At 70.7% G+C, this 16,294-nt stretch carries 14 protein-coding genes; 10 read left to right on the top strand and 4 right to left on the bottom strand.

Features of this window, described 5'->3' with window-relative positions; all coding sequences use genetic code 11:
- Positions 1-34 precede the first annotated feature (34 nt).
- Entirely contained in the window at positions 35-925 is an 891-nt protein-coding gene (locus LZF96_RS19925; RefSeq protein WP_233874553.1) for a family 3 encapsulin nanocompartment shell protein, read from the bottom strand.
- A 270-nt stretch (positions 926-1,195) separates the two neighbouring features.
- Between LZF96_RS19925 and LZF96_RS19920 the strand changes: the two genes are divergently transcribed.
- The 8 genes from LZF96_RS19920 (at position 1,196) to LZF96_RS19885 (ending at position 9,826) form a co-directional block, all read left to right on the top strand.
- On the top strand, positions 1,196-2,128 hold the full coding sequence (locus tag LZF96_RS19920; RefSeq protein WP_233874550.1) for a LysR family transcriptional regulator: 933 nt from the start codon (positions 1,196-1,198) through the stop codon (positions 2,126-2,128).
- A 162-nt stretch (positions 2,129-2,290) separates the two neighbouring features.
- Positions 2,291-2,473 carry a lysine biosynthesis protein LysW gene (locus tag LZF96_RS19915; protein ID WP_233874546.1) on the top strand — a complete coding sequence of 61 codons (183 nt, stop codon included), beginning with the start codon at positions 2,291-2,293 and terminating at the stop codon, positions 2,471-2,473.
- Positions 2,474-2,554: 81 nt separating this feature from the next.
- Positions 2,555-3,418, top strand: coding sequence for a RimK family alpha-L-glutamate ligase (locus LZF96_RS19910; RefSeq protein WP_233874543.1), 864 nt, complete (start codon positions 2,555-2,557; stop codon positions 3,416-3,418).
- Entirely contained in the window at positions 3,415-4,440 is a 1,026-nt protein-coding gene (gene argC / locus LZF96_RS19905) for an N-acetyl-gamma-glutamyl-phosphate reductase (RefSeq protein WP_233874540.1), read from the top strand. Before LZF96_RS19910 ends, argC begins: the two co-directional genes overlap by 4 nt.
- Before the next feature lie 87 nt (positions 4,441-4,527).
- Positions 4,528-5,442 (top strand): transketolase, encoded by a 915-nt coding sequence (locus tag LZF96_RS19900; protein ID WP_233874537.1) that lies wholly within the window; start codon positions 4,528-4,530, stop codon positions 5,440-5,442.
- Positions 5,439-6,482, top strand: coding sequence for a transketolase family protein (locus tag LZF96_RS19895; protein WP_233874534.1), 1,044 nt, complete (start codon positions 5,439-5,441; stop codon positions 6,480-6,482). Before LZF96_RS19900 ends, LZF96_RS19895 begins: the two co-directional genes overlap by 4 nt.
- Positions 6,479-8,179: an AMP-binding protein gene (locus tag LZF96_RS19890; RefSeq protein ID WP_233874531.1), complete on the top strand. Its 1,701-nt coding sequence runs from the start codon at positions 6,479-6,481 to the stop codon at positions 8,177-8,179. Before LZF96_RS19895 ends, LZF96_RS19890 begins: the two co-directional genes overlap by 4 nt.
- Before the next feature lie 501 nt (positions 8,180-8,680).
- On the top strand, positions 8,681-9,826 hold the full coding sequence (locus LZF96_RS19885) for an acyl-CoA dehydrogenase family protein (RefSeq protein ID WP_233874528.1): 1,146 nt from the start codon (positions 8,681-8,683) through the stop codon (positions 9,824-9,826).
- A gap of 29 nt (positions 9,827-9,855) precedes the next feature.
- Here LZF96_RS19885 and LZF96_RS19880 read toward each other — a convergent pair whose 3' ends face one another.
- Positions 9,856-10,446: a CGNR zinc finger domain-containing protein gene (locus tag LZF96_RS19880; protein WP_233874525.1), complete on the bottom strand. Its 591-nt coding sequence runs from the start codon at positions 10,444-10,446 to the stop codon at positions 9,856-9,858.
- A 92-nt stretch (positions 10,447-10,538) separates the two neighbouring features.
- On the opposite strand from LZF96_RS19880, the gene LZF96_RS19875 reads away from it, so the two are divergent.
- Positions 10,539-12,050 carry an MFS transporter gene (locus LZF96_RS19875; protein ID WP_233874521.1) on the top strand — a complete coding sequence of 504 codons (1,512 nt, stop codon included), beginning with the start codon at positions 10,539-10,541 and terminating at the stop codon, positions 12,048-12,050.
- A gap of 93 nt (positions 12,051-12,143) precedes the next feature.
- Positions 12,144-13,325, top strand: a complete 1,182-nt coding sequence (locus LZF96_RS19870; protein ID WP_233874518.1) for a 3-hydroxybenzoate 6-monooxygenase — start codon at positions 12,144-12,146, stop codon at positions 13,323-13,325.
- 250 nt (positions 13,326-13,575) lie between these two features.
- On the opposite strand, the gene LZF96_RS19865 is transcribed toward LZF96_RS19870, so the two are convergent.
- Together LZF96_RS19865 and LZF96_RS27130 are read right to left on the bottom strand one after the other, a co-directional pair.
- A complete protein-coding gene (locus LZF96_RS19865; protein WP_233874516.1) occupies positions 13,576-14,163 on the bottom strand; it encodes a YdeI family protein in 588 nt (195 codons plus the stop codon).
- A 136-nt stretch (positions 14,164-14,299) separates the two neighbouring features.
- The gene (locus LZF96_RS27130; RefSeq protein WP_233874512.1) at positions 14,300-16,270 is read right to left on the bottom strand and encodes an SRPBCC family protein; all 1,971 of its coding nucleotides are present in this window, start codon (positions 16,268-16,270) and stop codon (positions 14,300-14,302) included.
- Positions 16,271-16,294 lie beyond the last annotated feature (24 nt).

The following is a 16,294-nucleotide window of genomic DNA, read 5'->3' as shown; positions in this document are numbered from 1 at the left end:
CTTCGTCGTCGGTCCGCTCGTCGCGGTCCGCGGATCAGTCGCGGCTCAGCAGCAGGAAGTGCTGCGGAAGGTGGACGGCGAGTCCGACGCGGGTGGTGGCCTCCACGGCGTCCGTACCGTCCGGCCCGGCACCGCGCAGCAGTGTCAGCGAGGCGACTCCGGGCACCAGCAGCGTCACGGCCGCCCTGAAGTCGCCCAACAGGATCTGGTCGCGCGGGATCATCCGGGTGCGAGAGACGGTGACACCGGCGGCGCCCAGCCGGCCGAGCACGCCGGTCCTCACCAACTCCCAGTAGGTGAACGGGTGGACGACGATGCCGTCGCAGGAACCACCGGTCTCCTCCACTTCGGCGGCGGCCCGGGTCACGGAGGCGTACACGTCGTCCCCGAGGCTGCCGCGACGCAGCCCGGGCAGCTGCAGCAGACCGGTGATCGCCTTGTCCTCGCTGCCGTGCAGCAGGGTCTGGTTCTCCACGACCGACAGCCGCACCAGCACCCGGTAGTCGATGAAGGAGGCGAGCAGTGCCGGCTGGTCCAGCAGCCCGGTGGGCAGCGGCACCCGCACGGTCAGGTCGGTGAGTTCGGCCATCTCCACGGAGGAGGTGAAGGAGCCCTCGGGGGTGCCGGCGTACGACGTTCCCGAGGCGGCGATACGGGTCGCCGGCTCGTGGACGAAAGGTACCGGGGCGTCGGCCACCGAGGCGGTTTTCAGCAGATGCCGTACCGCGTAACGGGACCGGGTGGCGAACAGCGGGAAAACGGCGGGGAGATGGGCCCGGAAGGGCACCTCGCGGCTCTCGCCCTCTCCCACGCCGCGTACCGACCAGGCGAACTCCTCTCCCGGGCTGCGTTCGGCGAGTGCCGGATCGGCGAGTTGTATCCGAACTTCCTGAGGTACCGCGGAACCCGCAGCGGCTGGCAGCATGATGTCTCCCTCGGGTCAAGTGAGTCGATGTGGCCGAGGTTGACGGTAGGCGCTTTACGGGTGCGGGTGAGGAGAATTCGGCGGTCATTTATTATGGCTCGTATAAGATTCGGTAATTTTTCTTTTGTGAAACCTGAACCCGCCGCGTGTGAGGATCTCACGCCCATCCCGTGATCGGTACCGTGGTGCCGATGAAGCGCCGCGCTTTACAGTGATCGCAGGTTCACTCGAATCCCGAGAGAAAAGACGGGGTGGAGAATGCGTCACGACTTGCAGATAAATCGGCTGAGAGCGCTCATCGCTGTGGTCGACCACGGTGGCTTCCGGCGGGCCGCCGAGGCACTGCACATCACACAGCCCGCCGTCAGTCAGCAGATCCGTCAGCTCCGGGGGCTGGTCAAGGGACCGGTGTTCGCCTCCACCGGACGCGAGATGCGACTCAGCCCGCAGGGCGAGGAACTGCTCGCCTGTGCGCGTCGCATGGTCGCGCTGAACGACGAGGTGGTGGGCCGCTTCGTGCCGGAGGCCGGCCGGGTGCTGATCTCGCTCGGCGTGACCAGTCAACTCGCCGAGACGCTGCCCGAAGTGCTGCGGCTCGTCAACCGGGGCGCGCCGCAGGCGCAGCTGCGGGTGCGCACCGGGATGAGCGAGGTACTGGCCCAGCAGCTCGCCTCGGGCCAGCTCGACGCGGCACTGCTCCTGCAGGACGAGCCACCCGATCAGGCGATGGAGAGCGTCGGGCTCGGCCGGATGCGGATGGCCTGGTTCGGGCATCCGGCGACCGGGGGGCGGGACGATCTGCCGCTGGCGTTGTTCCCGGCACCGTGCACACTGCGCGGACTGGTCACCATGGTGCTCGACGAGGCGGACACCTCCTGGCGGATCGCCTACGAGGGATCGGAGTTGATCGGGTTGCGGTCGGCCGCCAAGGCCGGTCTGGGGTTGACCTGCCTGGTCGCCAACAGCGACGAACTGTGGGGACTGTCCCGGGCCGTACGGCCCGGGCTGCCCGAGCCGCCCGCCCCTCTTCCGGTGACCCTGGCGCTGGCGCCGGGACGTACGCCGGAGGGGTTCGCGCGGATCGCGGAGAAGGCCTTCCTCCGAGGGCTGCGGGGCTACCCGCTGGACACCGGGGGCGCCGTCGGGCGCGCCGAACCGGCCGGGTACGCCGTCTCTCCCGCACTGAGCGCCTCAGCGGCCTGAGTGGGCGTCGGCCCCGGGAACGGAATGTCGACGGGTGTGCTCGAATAAGAGGTCGCACTCGATTCCATACGAGCCCTTCATGAAGTGTTCGGCGGTTCGCGGAAAACGCGGGGCTACAGTCGATACGGAATCATCAGCTTTCTCCGAAGCGAGGGAAATGTCATGTCGCAGACCCTTATCGCGGCCGAGTGCCTTGAATGTGACGCGGAGGTTCCCTGGGAGAACGACACCCGGGTCGGCGAAATCCTTGAGTGTCCGGACTGCCGGGTGGAGTTCGAGGTCGAATCCGTCGAGCCGCCGAAGATGGTACTCGCACCCGAGGTTGAGGAGGACTGGGGCGAGTAACCCGTCCCGATCGACGGGAATCGACGAGAAATTCGACAAGAAGCGCCACGGGAAACCCGACGAGAAGGGGAGAAGGAGTCGATGAGTTCCGCTACAGCGCGGTTCGGTGTCCTCGCCTCACGGATCAGATTCGAGGAGAAGAGCATCCTGGCGACGCTGGAGAAGCGCGGCGTCGCGTGCGAGCAGATCGATCCCCGGTCGCTCTCGGTTCGTGCGGGCACGACGTGGGCCGGTCCCGGGACCGTACTCAACCGTGAAGTCGGCCACTACCGGGCGCTGTACGCGGCGAGTGCGCTGGAGTCGGTGGGGGTGACGGTGCTCAACAGCGCCGCCGCCACGGCCGTCTGCGGCGACAAGTGGCAGACCTCGGCGGCGCTGGTCGCCGAGGGGCTGCCGACTCCCGACACCAGCCTCGCGCTGACCCCCGACGCGGCGCTGGCCGCCCTGGAGGAGATCGGCTACCCGGCCGTCGTCAAGCCCCTGGTGGGCTCCTGGGGACGGCTGGTCACCCGCGTCACCGACCCGGCGATGGCCGCGGCCGTGCTGGAACACGTGGCGGCGCTGCCCTCGCCGCAGTCCCACATCGTCTACGTACAGCGCGAGGTCCCCAAGGCCGACCGGGACATCCGGGTGCTCGTGGTCGACGGACGTGCCGTCGGCGCGACATACCGCAGCAGCAAGGAGTGGCGTACCAACGTGGCCCGTGGTGCGGTCAGCGAACGCTGCCCGCTCGACCCCGCCCTCACCACCCCCGCCGTCGCCGCCGCGGAGACGCTCGGCGCCCGGATCGCCGGAGTCGACCTGTTGCAGGACCCCGACGGGCGGCTGACCGTACTCGAGGTCAACGACCGGGTGGAGTTTCGAGGGCTCCAGGAGACGCACGGAACGGACATCGACGTGGCCGCCGCCATCGTCGACCTGCTGACCAAGGAGACCCGGGCATGATTCAGGCAGCCGTCGTGGGCGCGGCGGGTTACATCGGTGGCGAGCTTCTGCGCCTGCTGATCAACCACCCCGGGGTGGAGCTGGTCGCCGCCACCTCCCGCACCCTGCGTGGCCGACCGGTGGACACCGTCCACCCCAACCTACGCGGTCGCACCCGACTGACCTTCTCCGCAGAGGAGCAACTCGACCGGTGCGACGTGCTGTTCCTCGCCACGCCGCATCGCGAGACCATGCGTCGGATGCCGGACTTCCTCGCCAAGGCCGGGGTCGTCATCGACCTCTCGGGTGACTTCCGACTGCGCGACACCGACGTGTACGAGCACTACTACGGTGCCCCGCACGAGGCGCACGACCTGCTGCCCACCTTCACCCGGGGCATTCCCGAGTTCGACCGGGAACAGCTGCGGGTCGCCGACCGGATCTCGGTGCCCGGCTGTATGGCCAACGCCGGCATCCTGGCGTTGACCCCGCTCGCCGAGGGCGGGCTCATCCGGGGCGACATCATGGTGGACGCCCGCACCGGCTCCTCCGGCTCCGGCGCCAAGGCCGGCTCGGAGAACCTGCATGCCGAACGCAGCGGCGCACTCCGGGTGTTCGCCCCGACCCGGCACCGGCACGAGGCGGAGATCTCCCAGGCCACCAAGCACACGGTCCGGATGACGGCCACCGGGGTGGAGGCGGTACGGGGGGTACAGCTGCTGTGCCGGGTGGCGCTCGGCGACGGGGTGGACGCCCGGGTCATCCGCGCCCGGTACCGCGCGGCCTACGCCGACGAGCCGTTCGTACGGATCGTTGCCGCCAAACGCGGCATGCACCGCTTCCCCGACGCCAAGATCCTCTCCGGCTCCAACTTCTGCGACATCGGGTTCGCCCTGGACGAGGGAGCCTCGACCGTCACCGTCATCGCGGCGCTGGACAACCTCGTCAAGGGCGGCGCGGGCAACGCGGTCCAGTGCATGAACGTGCGCTTCGGCGAACCGGAGCACCGAGGCCTGGAGTTTACCGGCCTGCACCCCAACTAAAGGACTCGAACGCTCAGTCGAGCGAAACAGGGCTGCTTCGTCGCCGCCCCGACAACCCCTCCCGGACCCGCCGAGAAAGGACCCGGCATGAGCAGCCCACCCCTGGTGTACGGTACTCCGCCCCCAGTCGCCCCTGTCCCCGCCGCGAGCCCCGCCGGGGCCGAGAGTGTCGACCCGCCCGCCGGCGTCGATCCGACCGAGGCGACCGTCCGCATCAGGGAGCACATCCTCGGGATGTGCGCGAGTGACGAGGGGGGTCACCTGGGCGGCTCGATGTCGCTGGTGGAGATCCTCGCCGTCCTCTATCTGCGGGTGCTGCGCCACGACCCCGGCTTCCCCGGCCTGCCCGAACGGGACGTACTGCTCCTCAGCAAGGGCCACGGCGGTATCGCCCTGTACGCGACACTCTGCGAGGCCGGCTACTTCCCGGCCGACGAGCTCACCGAATACGCCAAACCCGCCAGCCGTTTCACCGCCCACCCGCACCCCGGCATACCCGGTGTGGAGGTGGCCTCGGGCTCGCTCGGGCACGGACTGGCGCTCGGCGTCGGCTACGCGCTCGCCCACCGGCTCGACCGGTCCGACCGCCGCTGCTTCGTGGTGATGGGCGACGGTGAGCTCCAGGAGGGATCGGTGTGGGAGGCCGCTTCCGTCGCCGCCGCCCAGCGGCTCGGCCGGCTGACCGCAATCGTGGACCGCAACGGTCTCCAGATCACCGGCGACACGGAGTCGGTCGGCTCCCTCGAACCGCTGGCGGACCGCTGGCGTGCCTTCGGTTGGAGGGTGCTGGAGGCGGACGGGCACGACACGGTGGCGCTCACCGCGGCACTGAGCACGGAGCCCGACCCCGAGCAGCCCACCGTGCTCATCGCCCACACCGTCAAGGGCAAGGGCGTCGCCAGGATCGAAGGGCAGGCGCGGAGCCACTACGCCAAGCTGAGCCGACGTCAGCAACTGCAACTTCTCAAGGCCCTGCGCGCGGACGCGGGGGCCCGCCGATGAGCACCGCACCCGTCCCCGCGCCCCCGTCCACCCGTTCGGCGCGTGAGGTCTACCGCGACACCGTCGCCGAGTTGCTGCCGGACGAGGAGCGACTGGTCGTCCTGGACACCGATACCGGACTCTTCGGCGCGGTGGACCTCAGCGCCGCCGCCGGGCGCTACGTGAACATCGGAATCGCCGAGCACACCCTGATGGGCGCGGCGTCCGGGATCGCCCGTGAGGGACGTGTCCCGCTGGTGCACACCATGGCGGCGTTCGCCTCCTCCCGCGCGGTGGAGGCCGTGAAGCTCGACATCGCGCTGGACAACCTTCCGGTACTGATCGCCGCCACCCACTCGGGAGTGTCCGCCGGCCATCTCGGCCCCACGCACCACGCGCTGGAGGACCTGGCGGCGATGCGGACCCTGCCGAACATGACCGTGGTGGTCCCGGGCGACGGCCCGCAGACCGCCGAACTCCTGCGGCAGGCCCTCGCGCTGGGCACGCCGGTGTACTTCCGGCTCGGCCGGGGCGCGACTCCCGACCTGCCGTCCGACGCACCGACCCGGCTGGGCCGGGCCCAGGTACTGCGCGAAGGCACCGATCTCACCGTGGCGGCCTGTGGCCCCTACCCCGTCCTGGCCGCGCTGGAGGCCGCCGACGCCCTGGCGCGGGAAGGCGTCTCGGTGACCGTGCTGCACGTCCACACCGTCAAACCGCTGGACACCCCCGCGCTGCTCGACGCGCTCGGCGACCAGCGCGCGCTGATCACGGTCGAGGAGCACTGGGGCGCGGGCGGCTTCGGTTCCGCGGTCGTCGAGGAACTCAGTCTGCTGCGTCCGGTCCAGGTGCACCGCGTCGCGATGCCGGACGCGTTCGTCACGGTCGCCGGTAGCCAGCGGCAACTGCTCGAACGGGGCGGTGTCACCGCGCAGACCATCGTCGACCGTGCCCGCCGGACGCTCTCCGGCGCCGGTACGCACCACGGCACCGAGGGGAGCGACCACACCATCGCGACCCGCGATTCGGGTCCGCGCCGGGCCACGGGAGGTGGCCGGTGACGAGCACACCGAGCGCGTACGGCGAACCCACTGTGGCCTGCGACGGCGAGGCCCCGCTCGACGTGCGGCCGGCGGATCGCTACCGCGCCGAGGGCTGGTGGCGCGACGAGACGATCCTCCACGACCTCCGCCGCTGGGCCGCCGAGTGCCCCGACAAGGCGGCGCTCATCTGCTACTCCGGCACCGAGTTCCAGACCGTGGGCTACGCCGACCTCGCCCGTCGGGTCGACCGATTGGCGGTCGGACTGTTGCGGCTCGGCGTGCGGCGCGGCGACGTGGTCACGCTCCAGTTGCCCAACTCCTGGCAACTGGTGGCGCTGTGCCTGGCGGCCGCGCGGATCGGCGCGGTCGCAGGTCCGGTCGTACCGAACATGCGCCGCCGCGAGGTGGAGTTCATGACCCGGCTCACCGCCAGCCCGGTGTACATCGGTGTCGCGCGTCGGCAGGGCTTTTGCTACGCCGGGATGAGCGCGGAAGTCGCCCGGGCCGTACCGACGCTGCGTCATCGCGTCCTGCTGCGTCTCGGTCCGGACGACGATCGCGCCACCGGCACCCTGGACTTCGTCGATGATCTCTACGCTCCCGAGCCCGACATCGAACTCCTTTCCCGGTTGGATGAGTTGGAGGCGCGCGCCGACGAGGCCGGTCAGATCATGTTCACCTCCGGCACCACCGGGGAGCCCAAGGGCGTCGTCCACAGCCACAACACGCTGTACTCGATGAACAAGGCACAGGCCGATGTCCTCGACCTGTCCCACGACGAGGTCACCGCGATGGGTTCGCCGACGACCCACCAGGCCGGCTACACCTGGAACTTCCTGATGCCGATGCTGCTCGGCGGCACCGCCGTGCAGGTTGACCGCTGGGACCCGGAGCAGATGCTTCGTGTCATCGAGGAACAGCGGGTCACCTTCTTCATGGGGGCGCCCACCTTCCTCTCCGACCTGATCGATGCCCAGCGCGAGGCGCCGCGGGAACTGTCCACCCTCCACGGCTTCGCCACCGGCAGCGCGCCGATAGCCCCGCTGCTGGTGGAGGACGCGGACGTGGTGCTCGGCTGCCGGGTGTACGCCCTGTGGGGCATGACGGAGAACGGCTGCGTCACCGTCACCCGCCCCGAGCAGCCGCCCCTGCGTGCCGCCGAGAGCGACGGAGAGGCCGTACCCGGCATGGAGGTACGGATCGTGGACCGGGAGGGGCGTCCGACACCGACCGGTGACACCGGGCTGCTCCAGGTGCGTGGTTCCGCCCAGTGCCTCGGCTACTTCCGGCGCCAGGAGGTGTACCGGGCCTGCCTCACCGCCGACGGTTGGTTCGACACCGGCGATCTGGCCAGGGAGGACGGCCACGGCGGGATCCGGATCGCGGGCCGCGTCAAGGACATGATCATGCGTGGTGCGGAGAACATCCCGGTCGCCGAGGTCGAGGCCGCGTTGCTGCGGCACGGCGCGCTCAAGGATGTCGCGGTCGTCGGCTACCCGGACCAGCGGCTCGGTGAGCGGGCCTGTGCTTTCGTCGTCGGCACGGATCCGGGCTTCGGTCTGCCCGAGCTGCGCGCCCATCTCCAGAGCCTGGGCATGAACCGCACCTATTGGCCGGAGCGGGTGGAACAGCTGTCGGCCCTGCCCCGTACACCCTCCGGGAAGATCCAGAAATTCGACCTGCGGGACCGGCTGCTCGATCAGTCGGCCGGCTGACCGGCCGGAGACCCCGCGCCCGCGCCCGCACCACAGAGAAGGAAATTCCTATCGTGATGTCGAGCCGTTCCGTGACGGGGGGTGAAACCGGTGGCGCTTTCCGTCACGGACCATCGCCCGCCGGACATCGAGCCCGCGACGGACGAGCGCGAGGAGGGCCCGGGGGCGACCCTTTCCCCCGCTCCTCGCCCACCGGCGGTACGCCGCGATGGGCGGCCACGGCGGGATGCCGGCCATCGCCGCGAGGTACACGCCTCGCGGCAGACCGCGGTGGCGGCGTCCGGGCCCGCGGGGGGTTACCGCCGACGCGCCCGGAGCCGCGGGGTCCGGGCCACCGGGCCGGCGAGGCCGGCCGGGCGATCGGCGCCGCCGAAGGAGTCCGTGTCACCACCGGTGGCGGCGATGAACCCGGTGCCCACCCCGCGGCCACACCCGCGGCCCGGGCCCTCCGATCCCACGAATGACCGGATCAGACCCACGTGAAAGGAAGGACCCGCCTCCATGGACTTCACCCTCACCCCCGCCCATACGGAACTGGCCAAGCGTGTGGACGAGTTCGTCGCCGAGAAGATCGCCCCGTACCGGCAGGAGGGCGACCGTGCGGCCACCTACCGCCCCGGGCTGATCGCCGACCTGGCGGCGGCCGAACTGTTCGCGCTGCGGATACCCCGGGAGTACGGGGGCCTCGGGCTGGACTCCGTGAGCTCCGGTATCGCGCTGGAGCGGCTGGCCGGGGGTGACCTCGCGGTGTGCTTCCCGGTGCTCAACGCGGGGCTCATCGGGGGCGTCCTCGCGGAGAACGGGACGCCCGGACAGAGGGCCGCCTGGCTGCCGCCGATCGCCCGTGGTGAGCACCTCGTCGCCCTCGCGCTCACCGAGCCGGACCACGGCACGGACGCCGCCGGTATCCGGCTCACCGCCCGTCCCGACGGGGACGGCTGGGTCCTGGACGGCGAGAAGACCTCGATCATGATCGCCACCCACGCCACCCACGCCCTGGTGTTCGCCCGCACCGGCGGTGAAGGAGCCGGCGGTATCAGCGCGTTCCACACCGCCCTGGACGACGAGCGCGTACACCGGGAGCCGCTGACCGATCTCGGCTGTCGGGCCGGCGGACGCGGGCGGCTGGTCTTCGACGGACTGCGGGTCGGGCCCGACAATCTGGTCGGCACGCCGGGCGGCGGCTTCCGCGCGGTGATGCGCGGCTTCGGCGTGTCCAGGGCGCTCATCGCGCTGATGGCCATCGGGGTGGGCAACGCGGCGCTGGCCGAGGCGTACGCCCACGCGAAGCGTCGGACGGCCTTCGACCAGCCGCTCGGCCGCCACCAGTCGGTGACCTTCCCGCTGGTGGAACACACCACCCTGCTGCACGCCGCGCGGCTGGTCTCGTTCGAGGCGCTGTGTCGCGCCGACCGCGGCGAAGACCCGCGCATCCCGTCGAACATGGCCAAGTGGTGGGCGCCGAAGGCCGCCGTGGAGGCCGTTCACCAGGCGCTGTTGACGTTGGGGCACCTCGGCTGGAGCGAGGACGGCCCCATCGCCCAGCGGCTGCGGGACGTCATCGGGCTTCAGCTCGCCGACGGTACGGCGGCGGCGACCAAGCTGACCGTGGCCCGGCTGCTGCTCGGCAAGGAGTACGCGCCGTGACGGCCGGGTCGCCCCCGCGTCACGCGTGCTCAGCGGGCCACCGAGGCGGTCTTCAGGCCCTGCCGGTAGGAGTGCATCTTGGAGCGGACGCCACACACCGCCATGGAGCACCACCGCCCGGACCGGTTGCGGGCGCGATCGTAGAACACCCACTCGCAGCGGTGGTCGTGGCAGGACTTCAGCCGCTGCCAGTTCCCCTCCGCGGACGCCTCGACGACGATGCCCAGAATTCGGCCCAGCAGGCCCGTCACACCCTCTCCGCCGGGCTGGAGTTCGGGCCGACCGGACGCGTCGAAGCCGAGCACCAGGGGGCAGCGTTCGGCGACGCGGGCGACCGTGGCGCGGGCCCGCGGGTCGTACTCCCCGCCGTTGTGCTCACGCATCAACGCCCGGAGTGCCTCGCGGAGTTCGACCGCGCGTCGACGGTCCGCCTCGATGATCCCGGACGGGCCCGGGGGGTATCCGGTTCGCTCCATCCAGCGCGCGAGCCCCCCGACCGCGGCGAACTCGTCCGGGCCGAACTCGACGTTGACGCTGTTGACGAACGCCTGCACCAGGGCCAGCGGGCCCGGCGCCACCTCCCGGTCGCCCGGCTGCCGCGTACCCGCATCCCCTGCCATCCGGCCGAGTATACCGGCCAACCCCATTGGCCGGTAACCGTCTCGACGCCCCCGGCCATCACAAGTCCAAGGAAGCACCCGAAAGGACCCTCATGACCAGCAAGACCGGCGGGCGACCGCCACTCCTCCTGCTGTGCTCCGCACAGTTCGTACTCGCTCTCGACTTCGCCATCGTGAACGTCGCGCTCGGTGGTATGCAGCGTGACCTGGGCTTCACCGACAGCGGCTTGCAGTGGGTCGTGGGCGCGTACGCGCTGTTCTTCGGCGGCTTCCTGCTGCTCGGTGGCCGGGCGGGTGACGTGATCGGCCGCAAGCGGCTCTTCGTCGGCGGCCTCTCGGTGTTCACTCTCGCCTCCGTGGTGGGCGGGCTGGCCACCACCCCGTTCCTGCTGGTCGCCTCGCGTGCGTTGCAGGGTCTTTCGGCCGCGGCGGTGTCACCGGCGATCCTCGCCCTGATCGCGGCCGGCTTCCCCGAGGGGAAGGAGCGGGTGAAGGCGATGGGCGTCTTCGGCGCGGTCTCATCGGCCGGTTTCTCCGGCGGTGTCGCGGCCGGTGGTCTGCTCACCGAGTACCTCAGCTGGCGCGCGGTGATGCTGGTGAACCTCCCGGTGGGTGTCCTCATCGTCGCCCTGGCCGCCGGCAAGCTGGCCACCGACCACACCGCCACCCGCTCCACGAAGCTCGACGTACCGGGCGCGATCCTCATCACCTCGGCGATGTGCGCCTTCAGCTACGGCCTGACGGCCGCCGTCGACCAGGGCTGGGGCTCAACCCCCGTGATCGGTTCGCTGACCGCCGGTGTGCTGTTGCTGATCGCCTTCCTGGTCGTGCAGACCCGGGTGCCGGCGCCGCTGGTGCCGCTGCGGATCTTCCGCAACCGCGCGCTGTCCGCCGGCAACGGCATCGCGTTCCTGTCCGGTGGCGTGATGTCGGTGTCGACGTTCTTCATCACCATGTACCTCCAACAGGTGCTCGAGTACTCGCCGGCCATGACCGGACTCGCCTTCTTCCCACAGGCGTTCGTGGTCTTCCTGGCCAGCGTGCCGGTGGTGCGCCTCACCGGGAGGCTGGGTGCCCGGAACATGCTGACCATCGGTGGTGTCCTGCTCGTCGCGGGCTCGGTACTGCTCGCCCGGGTCACCGAGTCCAGCTCCTACTGGCTCGTGGTGTTGCCCGGCGGTGTGCTGCTCGGCCTCGGTATCACGGTCATGATGATCACCACCGCGGTGGCTGCCACCAGTGGGGTCGGCGGACCGCAGATGGGCCTGGCCTCCGGTCTGTACAACTCCAGCCGTCAGCTGGGCGTGGGGCTGTGCCTCGCCCTGGGCGTGGTACTGGCCGGCATGCTCCAGGGAGCCGTGCGGGCCATTCCGATCAGCGGGTTCCAGACCGCGTTCTGGTTCACCGCGGCACTCTCCGTCGGAATCATCGTGATGTCCGCGCTCGGTCTGCGGAACACCGCCGTCGCGGCACCCGCTCCGCGTCCGGCCGGAGCGGCCGGCGGGGCATCAACGGGAGTCACCGACGAGCGGGACGACCGGCTCGGCGACCGAGGGGACGACGGGAAGAACACCACCGCCGGTGTTCCCGCGGCGGCCCGGTAGTCCATCGGCGGCATCCGCCGCCTTCCCCAGCGGCCGGCCCCCACTTCCCCCGGGGGCCGGCCGCCCGGTTCGAGGAGAGGAAGAGTACCCACCATGACGCACATCCTCGTCGCCGGCGGCGGCATCGGCGGACTCGCCACCGCACTGGCCCAGGCCCGTGCGGGACACCGGGTCACCGTCCTGGAGGGCAGACCCGGGTTCACCGAGATCGGCGCCGGCATCCAGCTCGCGCCCAACGCCTTCCGCGCCCTGGCGGACCTCGGTGTACGCGACGGTGTGACCGCGCGCGCCGATTTCATCGACGCGCTCCACTTCATGAACGGCATCACCGGCGAACAGATCACCGCCATGCCGCTGACCGGCGCCTACCGTGCCCGCTTCGGCAACCCGTATGCCGTCGTCCACCGCGCCGACCTCCACCGGACACTGCTGGACGGCTGCCGCGGGGCGGGCGTGGAACTGCTGGGCGGTCAACGCGTCACCCATTACACCCAGCCCGGTGCCCGGGTCGTCGCGCACACCGCGGCCGGAGCCCGCTTCACCGCCGACGTGCTGTTGGGTGCCGACGGGCTGCGGTCATCCGTGCGCGAGCAGCTCGTCGGTGACGGTCCGCCCCGTGTCTCCGGCCACACCATCTACCGTTCCGTCATTCCGATGTCCGAGGTCCCCGAGTCGCTGCGGGCCCGGGCAGTCACCCTGTGGGCCGGTCCCGCCTGGCACTTCGTGCACTATCCGATCGGTGGCGGCGCGTACCTCAACCTGGCCGCCACCCGCGACGACCGGGCCACCGAGGAACTCACCGGCGTTCCCGCGAGCCGCGCCCACGTCCGCGCCGAGTTCGACCGACTGGCCGACAGGGCAAGCCGACTGCTTGAGCTCGGCAGGGACTGGCGGACCTGGGTGCTGTGCGACCGCGACCCGGTGGAGACCTGGGTCGACGGCCGGGTCGCACTGCTCGGGGACGCCGCGCACCCGATGCTCCAGTACGCCGCGCAGGGTGCGTGCATGGCGCTGGAGGACGCGGTGACGCTCGGCTCGCTGCTGCGCTGCGCCGACGAGGACATACCGCGGCGGCTGGAGGAGTACAACGTGGTACGGCGCGAGCGCACCGCCCGTACCACCTTGACCGCGCGCTGGATGGGTGCCGAGCTGTACCACCCGGCCGGCACCCGGGCCGAGGATCGCGACGCCCTGCTCTCCGGCCACTCCACCGCCCGGCTCCACGACGCGGTGGCCTGGCTGCACGGCGGCGGCGACGAGGGAGGCGGGACCTGACGGGGGCCCGGAGCGCACACCCATCGGCGCTCTCCCGCGCGACACGCACGCACACCGAAGGCCGCTGCCCCGCGACGGCAGCGGCCTTCGGCATCTCCACGCCGGCCCCCGGGGGGCGTCCGCCCCCGGCTCCCGCTTCCCACCGGTCCCGACACAGCGGCGAGCCCCGGCCGTTGACCGGCCAGGGCTCCATGCCACGCGCACCGGAGGGCACCGGTGCCGACGCGGCCGTACGATGACGGCGCCGATCTCAGCGCCGACGCGGACCGTGCGGCGGCTCGCCGTTCGCCAGTCGCTCCACATACGTGACGATCCGTCGTGCCCGCGTCTCCGGTTTCACCGCCTTCTGAAGGTTGAGCAGGATCTGGTACCGGTTGCTCCGGCTCAGCTTCCCGAACGCCTCCGCCGCCGCGGGCGAGGCGTCCAGCGCTTCCTGTAGGTCGGGGGTCACCTCTGCGGTGCTCTGCGGGGCGTACGCCGCCTCCCACCGGCCGTCCGCCTTCGCCAGTTCGATCTGCCTGAATCCGGCCGGGCTCATACGGCCCGCCTCGATCAGGGCCTCCGCCTTGGCGACGTTGATCTTCGACCAGGGGCTGCGGCGGCGACGGGGGGAGAAACGCTGGGCCCACCAGCCGTCCGGCACGTTGCCGGAGAACGCCTTGCCGTCGATCCAGCCGTAGCACAGGGCGACGTCCAAGGCCTCGTTCCGGGTGATCGAGGGGACGTCGGTGCCCTTCTTGGGCAGCGCGACCCAGACCTCGTCGGCCTCCTCGTGGTGCTTCTCCATCCATTCGGTGAACTCGTCGACCGTCGTACAGGTCAGGATGTTGTCCGTCATCTCCACCGCTCTCACTCTCACGCGTCTTCGCGGGGCCCGTACGCCCGGGGGCACCTCTCCGGTCCTCCCACGGACGTACGACCCCCGCCTCCGCCCCGTTCGGCGGCGAAGCCGAGCCGGGCCGTCCCGCGTTCGGTTACGCCGCCTGGTCCACCGGTACCGGCTCCTGTCGCGCGGCCGACCCCTCGGTGGCCGTGGCCTCCCGCGCTCGACCGACCGCCGCCGACTTCTCCGCGGCGGCCTTCACCCGCTGAAGGGTCTGCCGCATACCGTCACGTAGTTCCTGCAGGTGCGATTCCTGGCTGCCCAGCAGCATATTGGCGAACGACTCGGTGCGCTTGCGTTGTCCCGTGTTCTGCCCCGAGACATCCCAGACCTCGGTGACCAGCGTGCCCTCACCGTCCGGAACCATTCGGTAACCCCAGCGCACCCCGTTGGTGGTGGTGCGGAAGGCGAAGGAGCGGCCCCGCTCGGACTTCTCGACCCGGTTGGAGGTGACCCACACGACCCAGCCGCGCCGGTTGACCCCGATGAAGCGCGCACCGACCCCGCGTTTGCCGCCCCGCCAGTAGCAGCGACGGCACTCCGGACTCCACTCTCCCATCCGCGTCACATCGCTGATCAGGTCCCAGACCTGCTCGGGAGAGGCGTCGATCCGTATCGACACCTCCTCGGGCCGGTGGTCCACCACGACCCCCGGGGTGGTCCCGGTACGGTCGGTCCCGCCCTTCCGGGCGAGCCGGGCGCCCACCCGCCGCGCCCTGCTCAGCTCGGCGAGGTACGGGTAGTGGTCGACCTGCATGGTGTGCCGTTTGGAGGTGATGTACCGCTTGGCGAGCCGGTGCTTGTAGCGGGCGATCTCCCGGTGCATCCGTTCCGCCGACGGCAGCGCGGCCTTCCCCTCGATGAGGTCGGCCACCCAGTGGGACTGGGCTTCGGCCAGGACGGTCGTGGCGCCGAGCGGCTGGAAGAGGCCGATGAAGTACAGGCCCCGGTGTCGGGGGTCGACGACCCGGTGGAAGAGGGAGACGTCGTTGTCCTTCGGAGCGATCACCGAGGCGCCCAGGAACGGGAAGCCGACCTTGTAGCCGGTGCTGTAGATGACCGCGTCGATGACCTCGCTGCTGCCGTCGGTGAAGTGGACGGTGTCGCCGTCGAAGTGGCTGATGTTCGGCTTGACCCCGATACCGCCGTGGCCGAGCCGGGGCAACAGCGCCTCGGAAACCGTCGGATGGGCGTTGAAGAGCTTGTGATCGGGCTCGGGCAGCCCGTAGTCGGTGACCTTGCCGACGGTCATCCGCAGCAACAGCGCCATCACCCAGCGCTGGGTCTCCCGGGGCATCACCCGGGTGATGAACGGGTTGATCAGATCGTCCCCCGCCTTGCCGAACATGAACTTCGGGAACACGTATCCCCCGCGCCGCAGCGACAGGAACGTCCGCTCCGACACCAGCGAGGTCTCCACCGCGATGTCGGACGCCGAGTTGCCGAACCCGACGACCAGCACCCGCTTGCCCGCGTAGGAGTCGGGGACCTTGTAGTGATGGGAGTGGATCTGCTCGCCGGTGAAGCCGTCCGCGCCGGGGAAGCCGGGCTCGGGCATCCGGGGGTCCCAGTGGTGCCCGTTGGCGACCAGTACGGAGCCGTAGTGCCGGGTGCTCTCCGTGCCGGTGTCCCGGTGCCGGGCGGTCACGTTCCAGCCACCGCCCTCGGCGGGCTCGACACGGGTGACCTCGGTGCGGAACGCGATCGCCTCCCGGAAGCCGAAGTGGTCGACGTAGTCATCGAGGTACTGTGCGATCCGGTAGTGGTCCGGATAGGGCGGATAGTCCTTCGGCATCGGGTAACTGCGGTACTCCGATAGTTTCTTGGAGGTGTTGATGTGCAGCGAGCGGTACCCGGACGACATGCCGTTGTCGTTGAGGTAACGCCAGTTGCCGCCGACCCGGGAGCCGGCCTCGTAGCAGTCGAAGGCGACACCGCGTTCGTGCAGTACCTGGCAGGACGCGAGACCGGACCAGCCGGCGCCGATGACGCAGACCCGCTCCCGGGGGGCTTTCACCGCGTGCCGCACGACGTCCTCCACCGGGTTCTTGTTGGCGTTCACTGAGACTCCTTGGCTCGGTGCGCG

Origin of the sequence: Streptomyces sp. ST2-7A, assembly GCF_021390475.1 — a bacterium.
In the GTDB taxonomy this organism is placed as follows: Bacteria; Actinomycetota; Actinomycetes; order Streptomycetales; family Streptomycetaceae; genus Streptomyces.
The sequence above is the reverse complement of the archived record's forward strand: the minus strand, read 5'-3'. Positions and strand labels throughout refer to the sequence as shown.

Coding starts and splice junctions, on each gene's coding strand:
- LZF96_RS19870 (WP_233874518.1), top strand. CDS start 12,144: ATGACGCACATCCTCGTCGCCGGCGGCGGCATCGGCGGACTCGCCACC.
- LZF96_RS19895 (WP_233874534.1), top strand. CDS start 5,439: ATGAGCACCGCACCCGTCCCCGCGCCCCCGTCCACCCGTTCGGCGCGT.
- LZF96_RS19910 (WP_233874543.1), top strand. CDS start 2,555: ATGAGTTCCGCTACAGCGCGGTTCGGTGTCCTCGCCTCACGGATCAGA.
- LZF96_RS19925 (WP_233874553.1), bottom strand. CDS start 925: ATGCTGCCAGCCGCTGCGGGTTCCGCGGTACCTCAGGAAGTTCGGATA.
- LZF96_RS19880 (WP_233874525.1), bottom strand. CDS start 10,446: ATGGCAGGGGATGCGGGTACGCGGCAGCCGGGCGACCGGGAGGTGGCG.
- LZF96_RS19875 (WP_233874521.1), top strand. CDS start 10,539: ATGACCAGCAAGACCGGCGGGCGACCGCCACTCCTCCTGCTGTGCTCC.
- LZF96_RS19865 (WP_233874516.1), bottom strand. CDS start 14,163: ATGACGGACAACATCCTGACCTGTACGACGGTCGACGAGTTCACCGAA.
- LZF96_RS19885 (WP_233874528.1), top strand. CDS start 8,681: ATGGACTTCACCCTCACCCCCGCCCATACGGAACTGGCCAAGCGTGTG.
- argC (WP_233874540.1), top strand. CDS start 3,415: ATGATTCAGGCAGCCGTCGTGGGCGCGGCGGGTTACATCGGTGGCGAG.
- LZF96_RS19915 (WP_233874546.1), top strand. CDS start 2,291: ATGTCGCAGACCCTTATCGCGGCCGAGTGCCTTGAATGTGACGCGGAG.
- LZF96_RS19900 (WP_233874537.1), top strand. CDS start 4,528: ATGAGCAGCCCACCCCTGGTGTACGGTACTCCGCCCCCAGTCGCCCCT.